The sequence below is a fragment of the Amycolatopsis rifamycinica genome (assembly GCF_000695625.1).
In the GTDB taxonomy this organism is placed as follows: domain Bacteria; phylum Actinomycetota; class Actinomycetes; order Mycobacteriales; family Pseudonocardiaceae; genus Amycolatopsis; species Amycolatopsis rifamycinica.
The window spans coordinates 172,785-188,923 of sequence record NZ_JMQI01000001.1 but is presented as its reverse complement, the minus strand read 5'-3'; the positions used below and the strand labels follow the sequence as shown (position 1 = coordinate 188,923).

The 16,139-nt window shown below is 75.1% G+C and carries 1 protein-coding gene; it reads right to left on the bottom strand.

Going from position 1 to position 16,139, the window contains the following annotated elements:
- Positions 1-16,087 (bottom strand): non-ribosomal peptide synthetase (locus DV20_RS00845; RefSeq protein ID WP_043775364.1); only part of this gene is annotated, 16,087 nt, incomplete at its 3' end.
- Positions 16,088-16,139: the final 52 nt, after the last annotated feature.

The window sequence follows — 16,139 nt, the reverse complement described above, 5'->3', positions numbered from 1 at the left end:
CCCGCCGGTTCAGCTCGGCGTAGGAGACCGGCTCGCCGCCGAGGACGGCCGCGACCGCGTCGGGGTGCGCGCGGACCCGCTCGGCGAACAGCTCCGGCAGCGTCCGGGCCGCCGGCTCGTCGCCGGTGGCCGCCCACTCCGCGAGCCGCCGGGTGTCGTCCGCGGTCAGCATGCCGACGGCGCCGAGCACGCGGTCGCCGTCGGCGGCCAGTTCGCGCAGCACCGTGAGCAGGTGCCCGGCCAGCCGCGACGCCGTCGCGGCGTCGAAGAGGGCCGGGTCGTAGCCCAGGTCGACCGTCAGCTCCCGGCCGGGCGAAGCGACGACCGTGAGCGGGAAGTTCGTCGTTTCCCGGGCCGACAGGTCGCGCACGGTCAGGCCGTGCCCGGCTTCCGCGCCGGTGATGGGGTAGTTCTCGAACACCACCAGGCTGTCGCACAGGGGCACCCCGCCCGGCAGGCCCGCCCAGCCCTGGATCCGCGCGAGCGGCACGTGCCCGTGGGCGCGGGCCTCGGCCTGCGCGGCCTGCAGGCCGGCGAGCCAGTCCGCCACCCGGGCGCCGCGGTCGACCGCGACCCGGACCGGCAGCGTGCTGATGAAGATGCCGGTGATGTCGTCGACGCCGGGCACCTCGGCCGGGCGGCCGGAGGCGGTGGCGCCGAACACGACGTCGGAGTGTCCGCTGTAGACCGAGAGCAGCACGGCCCAGGCGCCCTGCAGCACGACGTTGTGGGTGAGGCCGTGCCGCTTGACGAACGCGTCGAGCCGGCCGGTCGCGGTCTCGTCCAGGCGCACCGGCAGCCATTCGGCCGAGCAGGGGGCATGGCCGGGCGCCGCGGCCCGGTCCGCGGGCACCGGCGTCGGGCCCTCGACGCCGTCGAGCGCGTCACGCCAGAAGCGTTCGGCTTCGGCTTCGTCCTGGTCACCGAGCCAGGCGAGGTAGTCGCGGAACGGCGGCCGGGACGGCAGCCGCTGCCCGGCGTAGGCCGTGCAGACGTCGGACAGGACCTGGAAGACGCTCCAGCCGTCGAGCAGGACGTGGTGGAACGTCCACAGCACCTGGACTTCGGTGGCCGACACGCGGGCCAGCACCACCCGCGCCAGTGGGGCGGTCCCGAGGTCGAGACCCTGTTCCCGGTCTTCCGCCAGCAGCCGCCGCAGCTCTTCGGCCCGGCTCGGCCCGTCGAGGCCGGTCCAGTCGAGGAGCCGGACCGGCAGCTCCGCCGTGCGGTGCACGACCTGGACCGGCTCCTTCACCCCGGCCCAGACGAACGAGGTGCGCAGGACCGGCGTCCGGTCGACGACCTCCTGCCACGCGCGGGCGAGCCGGGCCGGGTCGGTGACGCCCTCGAGCACGAACGTCGCCTGCTCGAAGTACAGGCCCTGCGCGGTCTGCGACAGCCCGTGGAACACCATCCCGCCCTGCATCGGCGTCAGCGGGTAGACGTCCTCGACGGCCGTTCCGTCGCCGGCCAGCTCGTCCACGGCCGCCTGGTCGAGGACGGCCAGCGGGAAGTCCGACGGCGTGCGGCCCCCGGCCCCCGGCGTGGCGCAGTGCGCCAGGATCTCGCGCAGGGCGGCCAGCATCCGCTCGGCCAGGTCCCGCACCGTGCCGGGGTGGTGCAGGCCGGTGACGTGGGACCAGGTCAGTTCGAGAACGCCCCCTTCGACCCGCCCGACGACGTCGAGCGCGTGGGTGCGGGGCGCCGCCGGGTCGACGTCGGCGTCGAGGCCGCCGGCCCGGAAGACGCCGCCGCGGTCGCCGTCGAACCGGCCGAGGTAGTTGAAGCTGACCAGGGGGTCGATGACCGGCGCGGTGCCGGTCAGGTACCGCAGGGCGCCGTAGCCGACGCCGCGCCGCGGCACCGCCCGCACCTGCTCCTTCACCGACTTCAGCGCGTCGCCCCAGTCGTCCGGGACGTCCAGCGCGATCGGGAACATGCTGGTGAACCAGCCGACCGTGCGGGACAGGTCGACGTCGCCGAACAGCTCCTCCCGGCCGTGGCCCTCCAAGTCGACGACCGGGACCCGGCCGGTCCAGTCCCGCAGCACCCGGCCCAGCGCCGCCAGCAGCACGTCGTTGACCTGGGTGCGGTACACCTCGGGCACGTCCTGCAGCAGCGCCCGGGTCTCCCCGGCGGTGAGCCGGACGGTCACCTCGCCGCTGTCGGCGATGGTGGCCGGGCCCTCGCCGTCGGCGGGCAGCGGCGGCACGGGCGGCAGGCCGCGCCAGTGGTCCAGCTCGTCGTCGAACCCGCCGGCCTCGGCGTGCTCGGCCAGCCGGCGCGCCCAGGCCAGGTACGACGTCGTCTTCGGCTCGAGCTGCCCGCCGCGGTAGGCGGTTTCCAGGTCCTCCAGCAGGATCCGCCACGAGACGCCGTCGACGACGAGGTGGTGCGCGGCCAGCAGCAGCCGCCGCCCGTCCAGCACGGCGTGCAACAGCGGCCCGCGCTCCACGTCGAACTCGACGTCGTCGACCAGGAGCTCCACCGGGCGGACGGGTTCGCCGTGCTGGACCCCGCCGGAGAACCGCAGGCGCAGGCCGTCGTGGTAGGCCCAGACGGTCGCCAGCGCGCGGCGCAGCGCCGGTTCGTCGACGTCCTCGGCGAACTCCAGCACCACCCGCTGGTCGAACCGCTCGGGCTGGGTCTCGAAGTACCAGCGCTGGATCGGGGTGAGCGGTGCCTCGCCGGTCACCGGGCCCTGTTCGGCGCGCGGGCCGTCGCCGCCCCCGGCGTGGGCGGCCAGCGCGGCGAGCGTCGGGTGCCGGAAGACGTCGTGCGGCAACAGGACCAGCCCGGCGCGGCGGGCCCGCGACACGACCTGGATGCTGAGGATCGAATCCCCGCCGAGCTCGAAGAAGTTCGCTTCGGCGTCGACGTCCCCGACCCCGAGCACGTCCGCCCAGATCGCCGCGAGGTTCCGCTCGGCCTCGGTCGCCGGGGCGGTGCGGGTGCCGGCGCGGCCGAAGTCCGGGGCGGGCAGGGCGCGGCGGTCGAGCTTGCCGTTGACGTTCAACGGGAACCGCTCGAGCCGGACGAACGCGGCCGGGACCATGTAGTCCGGCAGGGTCTCGCGGAGGAACTCGGCCAGGCCGTCCGCCTCACCGGTGACGTAGGCGACCAGCCGCTTGACGCCGTGGTCCTCGCGCGCCACCACCGCGGCCTGCGTGACCCCGGGGTGCTCGGCCAGGGCGGCCTCGATCTCGCTCGGCTCGATCCGGAAGCCGCGCACCTTGACCTGCTCGTCGACCCGGCCGGTGAACTCCAGCTCACCGCGGGAGTTCCAGCGGACGAGGTCGCCGGTGCGGTACATCCGCTCCCCCGGCGGCCCGAAGGGCGCGGGCGGGAACCGGTCGGCGGTCAGGCCGGGGTCGCCGTGGTAGCCCCGCGCCAGGCCTTCCCCGGCGAGGTACAGCTCGCCGGGAGCCCCGGGCGGGACCGGGCGCAGGTCCGCGTCGAGGACGTAGGCCCGCATGTTGTCCAGGGGCTTCCCGATCGGCACGACGTCCGGGATCGCGTCCGGCAACGGCTGCACGGTCGCGAACGTGGTCGTTTCGGTCGGGCCGTAGACGTCGGCGACCAGGGTGTCCGGGCAGGCCGCCCGCACCCGGCGCAGCGCGGCGGCGGGCACCGCGTCACCCCCGGTCCAGACCTCCCGCACCCCCGCGAACACCTCCGGAGCTTCCTGCGCGACCAGCCGGAACAGACCGGTCGTCAGGAACGCGCCGGTCACGCCGTGCGTGGTGAGGACCCGGCCCAAGGTGTCGACGTCGAGGTCACCGGGCGGGGCCAGCACGACCGTGCCGCCGTTGAGCAACGGCACCCACAGCTCGTAGGTCGAGGCGTCGAACGCCTGCGGCGAATGCAGCAGCACCCGGTCGTGCGCGGCGAACCGGTGGTCGGCCGCCAGCGCGACGACGTCCCGCTGGCGCACGGCCACGCCCTTCGGCTTGCCCGTCGAACCGGACGTGTAGATCACGTACGCGAGGTTGTCCGGGTCCGCGGCCGGGAGCGGCACGTCCGCGTCCGGCCCGCCGGGGACGACGAGCGGGCCGTCGTGGAGCCGCTCACCGGCTTCGGCCCAGGTTTCGTCGGTGACGAGGATGGCGACACCGGCGAGGAGGGTCTTGAGCCGGGCCTCGGGCGCCCGGGTGTCCAGCGGCAGGTAGGCGGCCCCGGCCTGCACGATCGCGAGCTCCGCGACGACCAGCTCCGGTGCCCGCTCCATGAGCACGCCGACGAGCCGCTCGGGCCCGGCGCCGAGGGAGACCAGGTGCCGGGCGAGCCGGTCGGCCCGTGCGTTCAGCTCGGCGTAGGTCAGGTGGACGTCGTCCCCGGTCAGGGCGACCGCGTCCGGTGCCCGCCGGACCTGGGCGGCGAAGAGCTCGGCCAGGGTGCCCTCGGGCACCGGGTGGGCGGTGTCGTTCCAGGCGGTGAGCACCTGGTGGCGGTCGGCGTCGGTGAGCAGGTCGATGCCGTCGAGCGGCCGGTTCAGGTCCGCGGCGAAGGCGTCGAGGACGCCGGTGAGCTGCCGGGCGATCCGCTCGGCCGTCGCGGTGTCGAACAGGTCCGGGTCGTAGCCGACGTCGATGGTCAGCCGCTCCCCCGGCGAGGCGACGATGCTCAGCGGGTAGTTGGTGGTCTCGGCCGCGTCGACGTCCCGCAGCCGGAGGCCGTGCGCGCCGGCCGAGCCGACCGGGTAGTTCTCGAACACGACGATGCTGTCGAAGAGGCTGCCGGAGGAGCCGCTCCAGGCCTGCAGCTTCGTCAGCGGCAGGTGCCCGAACCGGCGGGCCTCCACCTGCCGGGCCTGCAGCGCGGCCAGCCAGTCCGCCACGCCCGCCCCGGCCGCGGTGACCCGCACCGGCAGCGTGTTGATGAAGATGCCGGTGACGTCGTCGGCGCCGGGCAGGTCGACCGGCCGCCCGGACACGGTGGTGCCGAAGCAAACGTCGCGTTCCCCGCCGAGGCGCGAGAGCAGCAGCGCCCACGCCCCCTGCAGGACCGTGTTCATCGTGAGCCCGGCGGCCCGGGCCGCGTCCCGCAGCCGCGCGGAGTTCTCCACCGGCACCCGCAGCCACTGCGCCGAGCGGCTGGTGTGGGCCTGGGCGGGTGCGCGGTCGAAGGGCAGCCGGGCCGGGGCGGTCAGGTCGCCGAGCTCGCGCCGCCAGTGCTGTTCGGCTTCGGCGTCGTCCTGCCGGGCCAGCCAGGCGACGTAGTCGCGGAAGGGCGGGCGCTGCGGGAGCTCGCTGCCGGAGTAGGCGGCGAAGACGTCGGACAGCACGCCGAAGACGCTCCAGCCGTCGAGCAGGACGTGGTGGAACGTCCACAGCACGCGGACTTCGGTGTCCGACAGCCGCGCCAGGACCAGCCGGAGCAGCGGCGACCCGGTGAGGTCGAGCCCCTCGGCGCGGTCGGCGCCGACGATGTCCTGCCAGGCCTTCTCCTGGTCCTCCGCGGAGTGGTTCCGCCAGTCGTGGTGCACGACCGGGACGGTGACCTCCCGCTGGACGACCTGGACCGGTTCGGGCACGCCCTCCCAGACGATCCGGGTGCGCAGCACCGGCGTCCGGTCGACGACCCGCTGCCACGCCCGCGCCAGGGCGAGCGGGTCTTCGGCCCCTTCGAGGACGAAGGCGACCTGCTGGAAGTAGACGCGTTCCTCGCGCTGGGACAGGGCGTGGAACACCATGCCGGCCTGCATCGGCGTGAGCGGGTAGACGTCCTCGACGTCCCGGCCGTCGCCGGCCAGCTCGTCCACCTGCGCCTGGTCCAGTGCGGCCAGCGGGAAGTCGGACGGCGTCCGGCCGCCCGCCCCCGGCTCCGCGCAGTGCCGGACGATCGCCCGCAGGGCGGCCAGCATCGCCGTGGCCAGATCGTCCACAGTGGACCGCCGGTGCACGCCTTCGGCGTAGTACCAGGTGAGTTCCAGCTCGCCGCCTTCGACGCGGCCGACGACGTCGAGCAGGTGCGCCCGCGCCGAGCGGGGGCTCTCGTCGGACTCGATGCGGCCGGCCCCGAACTGTCCCAGGTAGTTGAAGCTCACCTGCGGATCGATGGCCGGCGCCGTGCCGGTCAGGTGCCGCAGGGCGCCGTAGCCGAGGCCGCGCCGCGGGATCGCCCGCAGCTGCTCCTTGACCGACTTCAGCGCCGTGCCCCAGTCGTCCGGGACGTCCAGGGCCACCGGGAACATGGTGGTGAACCAGCCGACCGTGCGGGACAGGTCGACGTCGCCGAACAGGTCCTCGCGGCCGTGGCCTTCCAGGTCGACGACCGGCGTCTGCCCGGTCCAGTCCCGCAGCACCCGGCCGAGCGCGGTCAGCAGGACGTCGTTGACCTGCGTCCGGTAGACGGCGGGCACCTCGCGCAGCAGGGCGTCGGTCTCCGCCGCCGGGAGGCGGACGGTAACCTCGCGCATCGACGCGACGGTGGCGTCGCCCTCGCCGTCGAGCGGCAGCCCGGTCCGCGCGGGCAGGCGGCGCCAGTGGTCCAGTTCGTCGTCGAAGCCGCCGTTTCCGGCGTGTTCGGCGAGCCGGGTCGCCCACTCCTGGAACGACGTCGTCCGCGGCCCGAGGTCGATCGGCTCGCCGCGGCGCGCCTGGTCGTAGGCGCGCTCGAAGTCCTCGATGAGCACGCGCCACGACACGCCGTCGACCACGAGGTGGTGCACGGCCAGCTTCACGTCGCGTTCGGAGACGTCGAGGCGCACCAGCGGGGTTTCCGCGCCGACCGGCCCGTTCTCCTGGCGCCACGTGCCGCCGTCGCCGGAGCTGAACCGCATCCGCAGCGCGTCGTGGTGGGCCAGCAGCGCGTCGACGGCCTTCCGCGCCGCGGCCGGGTCGATCTCGTCCGGTCCGAGGTGGACGAACTGGTGGAAGTGGCCGGGGTCGGCGGTCTGGGTCGCGAAGAACCAGCGCTGGATCGGGGTGAGCGGCACCGGGCCGCTGACCGGGCCGCGCTCGGCGGTCTCCCCGGCCGTACCCGCCGCCGCGGCGAGCGCGGCCGGGGTGCGGTGGGTGAACAGGTCGCCGGGTGAGAGGTGTAGCCCGGCCCGCCGGGCGCGGGAGACCACCTGGATGCTGAGGATGGAGTCGCCGCCGAGCTCGAAGAAGTCGTCGGTCGCGCCGACGCGCTCGACGCCCAGCACCTCGGCCCAGATCGCGGTGACCACGCGTTCGCGGTCGGTGCGCGGCGGCACGTGGTCGCGGACGCCGAACTCGGGCGCGGGCAGCGCCTGCCGGTCGAGCTTGCCGTTGACGTTGACCGGGAACTTCTCGAGCCGCACGAACGCGGCCGGGACCATGTAGTCCGGCAGGGTCCGGCCCAGGAACTCGGCCAACCCGCGGGTTTCGCCGACGACGTAGGCGACCAGGCGCTTCACCCCGCCGTCCGCGCGGGCCAGCACGGCCGCCTGCTCGACGTCCGGGTGCTCGCCCAGCGCGGCCTCGATCTCGCTCGGCTCGACCCGGAAACCGCGGATCTTGACCTGCTCGTCGACCCGGCCGACGAACTCCAAGGCGCCGTTGGCGGTCCAGCGCACCAGGTCGCCGGTGCGGTACATCCGCTCCCCCGGCGGCCCGAACGGATCGGCGACGAACCGCTCGGCGGTGAGGCCGGGCCGGCCCAGGTAACCGCGGGCCAGTCCTTCGCCGGCGATGTGCAGCTCGCCGGGCGCGCCCGGCGGAACGAGCCGCAGGTCGTCGTCGAGGACGTAGACGCGGACGTTGTCCAGCGGCGCCCCAATCGGCACGACGTCGGGGATCGCGCCGGGCAGCGGGTGCACGGTCGCGAAGGTGGTGGTTTCGGTGGGGCCGTAGACGTCGGCGACCAGGGTGTCCGGGCAGGCCGCCTGGACCCGGCGCAGGGCCGCGGCGGGCACGGCGTCGCCGCCGGTCCAGACCTCCCGCACACCGGCGAACACCTCCGGGGCCTCCTGCGCGACCAGCCGGAAGAGGCCGGTGGTGAGGAACGCGCCGGTCACCCCGTGCGTGGTGAGGACCCGGCCGAGGGTGTGGACGTCGAGGTCGCCGGGCGGGGCCAGCACGACCGTGCCGCCGTTGAGCAGCGGCACCCACAGTTCGTAGGTCGAGGCGTCGAAGGCCTGCTGGGAGTGCAGCAGCACCCGGTCGTGCGGGGCGAACCGGTGGTCGGCCGCCAGCGCGACGACGTCACGGTGCCGCGCGGCCACGCCCTTCGGCTTGCCCGTCGAACCGGACGTGTAGATGACGTAGGCCAGCTGGTCGGGGTGGGTCACCACGGCCGGCGGGGTGTCCGGGGCGTCGCCGGCGTCGGTGACGATGACGCCGTCGTGGACGTCTTCGGCGGTCGCCAGCCAGTGCTCGTCGGCGACCAGGACCTCGGCTCCCGCCTCGCTCAGCAGCAGCCGCATCCGGTCGGCGGGCGCGCGCAGGTCCAGCGGCAGGTAAGCGCCGCCGGCCTTGATGATGGCCAGCTCGGCGACGACGAGCGCGGGCGAGCGGTCCATCAGGACGGCCACCCGGTCCTCGGGCCGGACGCCGAGGTCACGCAGCCGGTGGGCCAGGCGGTTGGCCCGGACGTCCAGCTCGCCGTAGGTGACGGACTCGTCGTCGGTCACCAGGGCGACGGCGCCGGGAGCGCGCCGGACCTGGGCCTCGAACAGCTCGGCCACCGTCCCGCGCGGCAGCGGGTGCGCGGTGTCGTTGCGCTCTTCGAGCAGCAGCCGCGTCTCCGCTTCCGACAGCATCGGCACGTGCGTCACCGGCTCGTGCGGCGCCGCCGCGAACCCGCGCACGAGCGCTTCCAGGTGCGCCGCGAGCCGGGCGGCGAGCGCCGGGGCGATCAGCTCCGGGTCGTGGTTGAGCACCAGCGACAGCCGGCGGCCCGGGTAGGCGACGACGCCGAGCGGGTAGTTGGTGCGTTCCTCCGCGCGGACGTCCCGCAGGCCGGCGACCTCGCCGACCGGGTAGTTCTCGAAGACGACGATGCTCTCGAAGAGGCTGCCGCCGCCGCTCCACGCCTGCAGCCGGGTCAGCCCGACGTGCCCGAACCGGCGGGACTCCGCCTGGGCCGCCTGGAGCTCGCGCAGCCACTCGGCCACGCCGCGTTCGCGGTCGAGCCGCACCCGCACCGGCAGGGTGTTGATGAACAGCCCGGCGATGTCGTCCGCGCCCGGCAGCTCGGCCGGGCGGCCGGACACCGTCGCGCCGAAGCACACCTCGCGTTCACCGCTGTAGCGCGAAAGCAGCGCCGCCCACGCGCCCTGCACGACGGTGTTGACCGTCAGCCGGTGCCGCCGCGCGAACGCGTAGACCGCGGCCGAGGCGTCGTCGTCCAGCTCGACCGGGATCCGGCCGGTGGAGCTGGCCGTGTGCGTGCGGGTGGTGGCGCGGTCGCCGGGCAGCGGGGTCGGCGTCACGCCGGCGAGCTCGGCACGCCAGTGGGCTTCGGCGAGGCTGTCGTCCTGCCCGGCGAGCCAGGCGGCGTAGTCGCGGAACGGGCGACGGGACCGGGGTTCTTCGCCGCGCAGCTCCGCGAGGACGTCGGAGAGGACCCCGAAGACGCTCCAGCCGTCGAGCAGCACGTGGTGGAACGTCCAGATCACCCGCACCGAGGTGGCCGACTCGCGGGCCACGACCAGCCGCATGAGCGGCGACCGGCCCAGGTCGAGTCCTTCGGCGAGGTCGGCGTCCAGCGCCTGCCGCAACGCCTCGTCCGCGTCCACAGCAGACCAGTCCGGATAGGACACCGGTACCTCGACGTTCCGCCGGACGACCTGGAGCGGCTGCGGTACCCCCTCCCAGACGATCCGGCTGCGCAGCACCGGCGTCCGGTCGACCACCCGCTGCCACGCCGCACCGAGCCGGCGCGGGTCGGGCACGTCGTCGAGGGCGAAGGAGATCTGCTCGAAGTAGACGCGGTCACCGGGCTGGGCGAGGCCGTGGAACACCATGCCGGCCTGCATCGGCGTGAGCGGGTAGACGTCCTCGACGTCCCGGCCGTCACCGGCCAGCCGGTCCACCGTGGATTGGTCGAGCGCCGCCAGCGGGAAGTCCGACGGCGTGCGGCCGCCCGCGCCGGGTTCGGCGCAGTGCCGGACGATCCCGCGCAGCGCGGCCAGCATCCCGGCCGCCAGCGCGGCCACGGTGGCTTCCTCGTGGACGCCTTCGGCGTAGTGCCAGGCGAACTCGAGCTCGTCCCCGTCGACCCGGCCGACGACTTCCAGCAGGTGCGGGCGGGCGTCGGCGGGGTCGGCGTCCAGCGTCAGCTCGCCGTCCAGGCCCGCGTACAGCTCGCCGGGCAGGTCGAACTGCCCGAGGTAGTTGAAGCTGACCTGCGGTTCGATGACCGGTGCCGTGCCGGTCAGGTACCGCAGGGCGCCGTAGCCGACGCCCTTCCGGGGCACCGACCGCAGCTGCTCCTTGACCGACTTCAGGGCCGTGCCCCAGTCGTCCGGGACGTCCAGCGCGACCGGGAACATGCTGGTGAACCAGCCGACCGTCCGGGACAGGTCGATGTCGTCGAAGATCTCTTCGCGGCCGTGGCCTTCGAGGTCGACGACCGGGACCTGCCCGGTCCAGTCCCGCAGCACCCGCCCGAGCGCGGTCAGCAGCACGTCGTTGACCTGGGTGCGGTAGACGTCCGGGACCTGCCGCAGCAGCGCCCGCGTCTCCGCGGCGGAGAGCCGGACGGTGACCGCGCGGGCCTGCCCGGCGGTGTTCGGCCCGTCGCCGTCCACCGGGATGGGCGCGGCGGCGGGAAGTCCGCGCCAGTGGGCCAGCTCGGCGTCGAAGCCGCCGGCTTGCGCGTGCGCGGCCAGGCGGGCCGCCCAGTCCTGGAACGACGTCGTCCGCGGGCCGAGGTCGACCGGCTCGCCGCGGACCACCTGCCGGTAAGCCCGGTCGAGGTCGTCCAGGAGCACCCGCCACGACACGCCGTCGACGACCAGGTGGTGCGCGGACAGGTGCAGCACCCGGCGCCCGGGCGGCCCGGACAGCGACCAGCGCAGCCGCGACGGCCCGGCGCCGACGGGCGCGTTGTGCTGCCGCCACTCGTCGCCGTCCCGGGTGAACCGCATCCGCAGCGCGTCGTGGTGCTCGGCCAGCGCGGCCATTGCCGTGGTCAGCGCGATTTCGCCGGCGTCCTCGGCGAGGACGACCGCGATGGCCTGGTCGAAGTGTTCCGGCGTCCGGGACGTCTCGAAGAACCAGCGCTGGATCGGGGTGAGGACGACGTCGCCGGACACCGGGCCGCGCGCCGGGGCCGCCCCGGCCTCGGCGACGGCCGGGGCGAGCGCGGCGATCGTCTGGTGCCGGAACAGGTCGGCGGTGGTCACGGCGAGGCCGGCGCGCCGCGCCCGGGCGCTGACCTGGATGCTCAGGATCGAGTCCCCGCCGAGCGCGAAGAAGTTGTCCTCGACGCCGACGCGGTCGACGCCCAGCACGTCGGCCCAGATTCCCGCGAGCACGGCTTCCCGCTCGGTGCGGGGCGCGACCGAGTCGGTGCCCTCGAACCGCGGTTCGGGCAGTGCCCGGCGGTCGACCTTCCCGTTGGGGCTGAGCGGAAGCGCCGTCAGCTCGACGATCGCCGACGGGACCAGGTAGTCCGGCAGCGTGCGGCCGAGCGCCCGGCGGAGGGCGCCGGTGTCCACAGTGGCCTGTCCGGCCGGGACGACGTAGGCGACCAGCCGCTTGCGGCCGCCGGTGGCCCGGACGGCCACGACGGCCTGCGCCACCACCGGCTCGGCGGCCAGCGCACGTTCGACCTCGGCAGGCTCGACGCGGAACCCGCGGATCTTGACCTGGTCGTCGGCGCGCCCGGCGAACTCGAGCGTCCCGTCGGTGCGCCACCGGCCGCGGTCGCCGGTGCGGTACATCCGCTCCCCCGGCGCGCCGAACGGGCAGGCGACGAACCGGTCGGCGGTCGCGCCGGGCCGGCCGAAGTAGCCGCGGGCGAGCCCGGCTCCGGCGATGCAGACTTCGCCGAGCGCGCCCGGCGGGACCGGGCGCAGCCGGTCGTCGAGGAGGTATGTCCGCATCCCGGTCAGCGGCGTGCCGATCGGGACGATGTCGGGGACGGCGTCCGCCGAGGCCATCCGGAAGGACGTCGCGAACGTCGTGGTTTCGGTCGGGCCGTAGCCGTCGACCACCGCGAGCCCGGGGCAGCCGCCGAGCACCCGGCGCACCGCTTCCGGCGGGACGACGTCGCCGCCGGTCCAGACCTCGCGCAGGCCCGCGAAGCAGTCCGGCGACTCCTCGGCGAAGAGCCGGAAGAGGCCCGCGGTCAGCCACATCGCGGTGACGCCGTGCGCCGCGGTCAGCGTCCGGACGGCGTCGGCGTCCAGGTCGCCGGGCGGGGCGACGACCACGGTGCCGCCGTTCAGCAGCGGCACCCACAGCTCGTACGTCGAGGCGTCGAAGGCCAGCGGCGAATGCAGCAGCACGCGCTCGTGGGCGCCGCCGGCGAACCGCGGGTCGGCGGCGAGCGCCGTCACGTCGGCGTGCCGGACGGCCACGCCCTTCGGCACCCCGGTGGACCCCGAGGTGTACTCGACGTAGGCCAGCCGCTCCGGCGCCAAAGCGGCACTTTCACGTGAAAGTGCCGCCTCCGGGTCGGCACTTTCACGTGAAAGTGCCGGGTCGGGCACGAGCAGGGTCTGTCCGGTGTGGACGGTGACGGCGGTGTCGTGCCACCGGTCGTCGGTGAGCAGCACGGACGTCCCGTCGAGCAGCAGGCGCAGGCGGTCGGCGGGAGCGCGCAGGTCCAGCGGCAGGTAGGCGGCGCCGGCCTTGAGGATCGCCAGCACGGCCACGACCAGGTCGGCCGAGCGGTCCAGCAGCACGCCGACCCGGTCCTCGGGCCGGACACCCAGCCGGATGAGGCGGTGCGCGAGCCGGTCGGCGCGGGCGCGCAGCTCGCCGTAGGTCAGCCGGACGTCACCGCACCGCACCGCCGTCGCGTCGGGAGTCCGCGTGGCCCAGCGGTCGAACAGGTCCGGGACGGTCCCGGCGGGCACGGTGGCCGGGGCCGCCGACAGCGCCCGGCGGTCGTCGTCGGTGAGCAGCGGGAGGTCGACCACCGGCCGCGCGGGATCGGCGGCGATCCCGGTCAGCAGCACCTCCAGGCTGTCCGTCAGGCGTTCGACGGTGGCCGCGTCGAACAGCGCGGTGGCGTACTCGACGGTGACCCGCAGGCCGTCGGCCAGCGGCCAGAACTCGACCACCAGGTCGAACCGGGCCGACGGACGCGGCAGCTGGTGCTCGGTCACCCGCAGGCCGGCCACCTCGCGGGGGCGGACCAGCGGGCTCTGCAGGACGACGACGGCCTGCACCAGCGGCGTCCGCGACGGATCGCGCTCGGGCTGGACCTCTTCGACCACGCGGTCGAACGGGACGTCGCCGTGCGCGAACGCGGCCAGCACGGTTTCCCGGAATCCGGCCAGGAACCCGGTGAATGGCCGGTCACCGTCCACTTGCGACCGCAGGACCAGGGTGTTGACGAAGAAGCCGGTGAGCGCTTCGAGCTCGGCCCGGTCGCGACCGGCGACGGCCGTGCCGACGGCGACGTCGCGCTGGCCGCTGTAGGCCGCCAGCAGCACCTGCACGGCCGCGGTCAAGGTCATGAACAGCGTCGCGCCGTGCGGGCGGCCGGCCTCGGCCAGGCGGCGCACGAGACCGCCGGGCAGGTCGTGCCGGTGCACCGCGCCTTCGGTGCCGCGCTGCGGCGGGCGCGGGCGGTCGGTGGGCAGCCCGAGCGGCGTGATCCCGTCGAGGGCCGCGCGCCAGTACGCGAGCTGGTCGTCCTCTTCGGACTTGAGCCGCCAGAGGGTGTAGTCGCGGTAGCCCATCGGCAGCGGCGGCAGGGTCTTCCCGGCGTAGAGGTCCAGCAGCTCGCCGGTCAGGATCCCGATCGACCGGCCGTCGGTGACGATGTGGTGCTGGCACAGCACGAGCAGGTGTTCGCCGGGTCCCTGCCGGAACAGCACGGCCCGGGTCAGCGGGCCGGTCCGCAGGTCGAACGGCGTGCTCAGCTCGGCCTTCAGCACGTCGTCGTCGGCGGGGGAATCCGCGATGCGCAGCGGAATCCCGCCGGTCGGCGCGATCCGCTGGACCCCTTCACCGTCGACCGAGTCGAACGTCGTCCGCAGTGACTCGTGGCGCGCGCAGAGGGCGGCCAGCGCGCCGCGCAGGGTGTCGACGTCCAGCGGGCCGGACAGCCGGAGCCCGACGCCGGTGTTGTACTCGGCGCTGCCGCCGGTGAGCTCGTCGAGGAACCACAGCCGCCGCTGGGCAGGCGACAGCGGGAGCGTGTCCGACGGCGGGGCGGCCGGGATCGCGGTCTCTTCCCCGCGGGGCGCGTCGTCGACCTGCCGGGCCAGTGCGGCGACGCTCGGGGCGTCGAACAGCGTCCGGGCCGACAGGTGCGCGCCGAACGTGCGGCGCAGCCGCGACAGCGCTTGCACGGCGAGGATCGAGTCGCCGCCGAGGGCGAAGAAGTCTTCGTCGGCGCCGATGCGCTCCACGCCGAGCACGTCCGCCAGGACCCGCGCCACCGCGCGCTCGGTGTCCGTGCGGGGCTCGGCGCTCTCGGAGCCGGCCTCGGCGGGCGGCGCCGGCAGCGCGCGGCGATCGACCTTTCCGTTGGCGCTCAACGGAAGCACGGCCAGCTCGACGAACGCGGACGGCACCATGTAGTCCGGCAGCGCCGCGGCGGCGACCGCGGCCAGGTCACCCGTCTCGGCCCCGGGCACGGGGACGACGTAAGCGACCAGCCGTTTGACGCCCGGCCGGTTCTCCCGCGCGACGACCACGGCCTGCGCGACCCCGGGGTGCGCGGTGAGCACCGTCTCGATCTCGCCCAGCTCGACGCGGAAGCCGCGGAGCTTGACCTGCTCGTCGGCCCGGCCGAGGAACTCCAGCTCGCCCTCGGCGGTCCAGCGCACCAGGTCGCCGGTGCGGTACATCCGCTCGCCGGGCGCGCCGGCCGGGTCGGCCACGAACTTCTCCGCGGTGGCGCCGGGACGGCCCCAGTAGCCCCGCGCGAGCCCGGCGCCGGCCAGGTGCAGCTCGCCGGGCTCCCCCGGCGGGACCGGGTTCAGCTCGTCGTCCAGGACCTGCGCGCGGACACCGTCGAGCGGGCGGCCGATGGGCACCGCGTCCGGGACGTGATCCGCCGAAGGCATCGCGTGGGACGTGGCGAACGTGGTGGTCTCGGTCGGGCCGTAACCGTCGACCACGGTGAGCCCGGGACAGGCCCGCAGCACCCGCCGCACGGCCCCGGCCGGGACGACGTCACCGCCGGTCCAGACCTCCCGCACGCCCCGGAAGCAGTCGGGTGCCTCCTGCGCGACCACCCGGAACAGGCCCGCGGTCAGCCAGAGCGCGGTGACGCCGTGGCGGGCGAGGACACCGCGCAGCGTCTCGACGTCCAGGTCGCCGGGCGGCGCGACGACCACCGTGCCGCCGGACAGCAGCGGCACCCACATCTCGTACGTCGAGGCGTCGAACGCGACCGGCGAGTGCAGCAGGGCGCGGCGGTGGGCCTCCCCCGCGAACCGGCGGTCGGCCGCGAGGGCCGCCACGTCGCGGTGGCGCACCGCGACGCCCTTGGGCGTCCCCGTGGAGCCCGAGGTGTGCATCAGGTAAGCGAGCTGGTCGGCGGCCACCCGCGGGAGCGGGACGTCCGCCCCCGGCAGTGCCTGCCCGGCGACCACGACGGGTCCGCTGTGGACCTCGGCGGCGCCTGCCGGGTCGTCGGTCACCAGCACCGAGACCCCGGCGGTGGCCAGCAGCAGCCGCAGCCTGCCGGCCGGCGCCCGCCGGTCGAGCGGCACGTAGACGGCCCCGGCGGTGACGATGGCCAGCTCGGCCACGACCAGCTCGGCCGAGCGCTCCACCAGCACCCCGACCCGATCCTCGGCGCGCACCCCCAGCCGGACCAGGTGGGCCGCGAGCCGCTCGGCCCGCTCGGCGAGTTCGGCGTAGGTGAGCCGCGGACCGGCGCCGTCCACGGCGACCGCGTCCGGGACCTCGCGCACCCGCGCGGCGAACAGCTCCGGCAGGGAGCCGGTTCTTTCCGACGCCGGCGCCTCGGCCGGCGTGTCTTGCACGGTCATCGTCTCTTCGCACCTTTCGGGCACAACAGGGGACCCACCGGCGCGG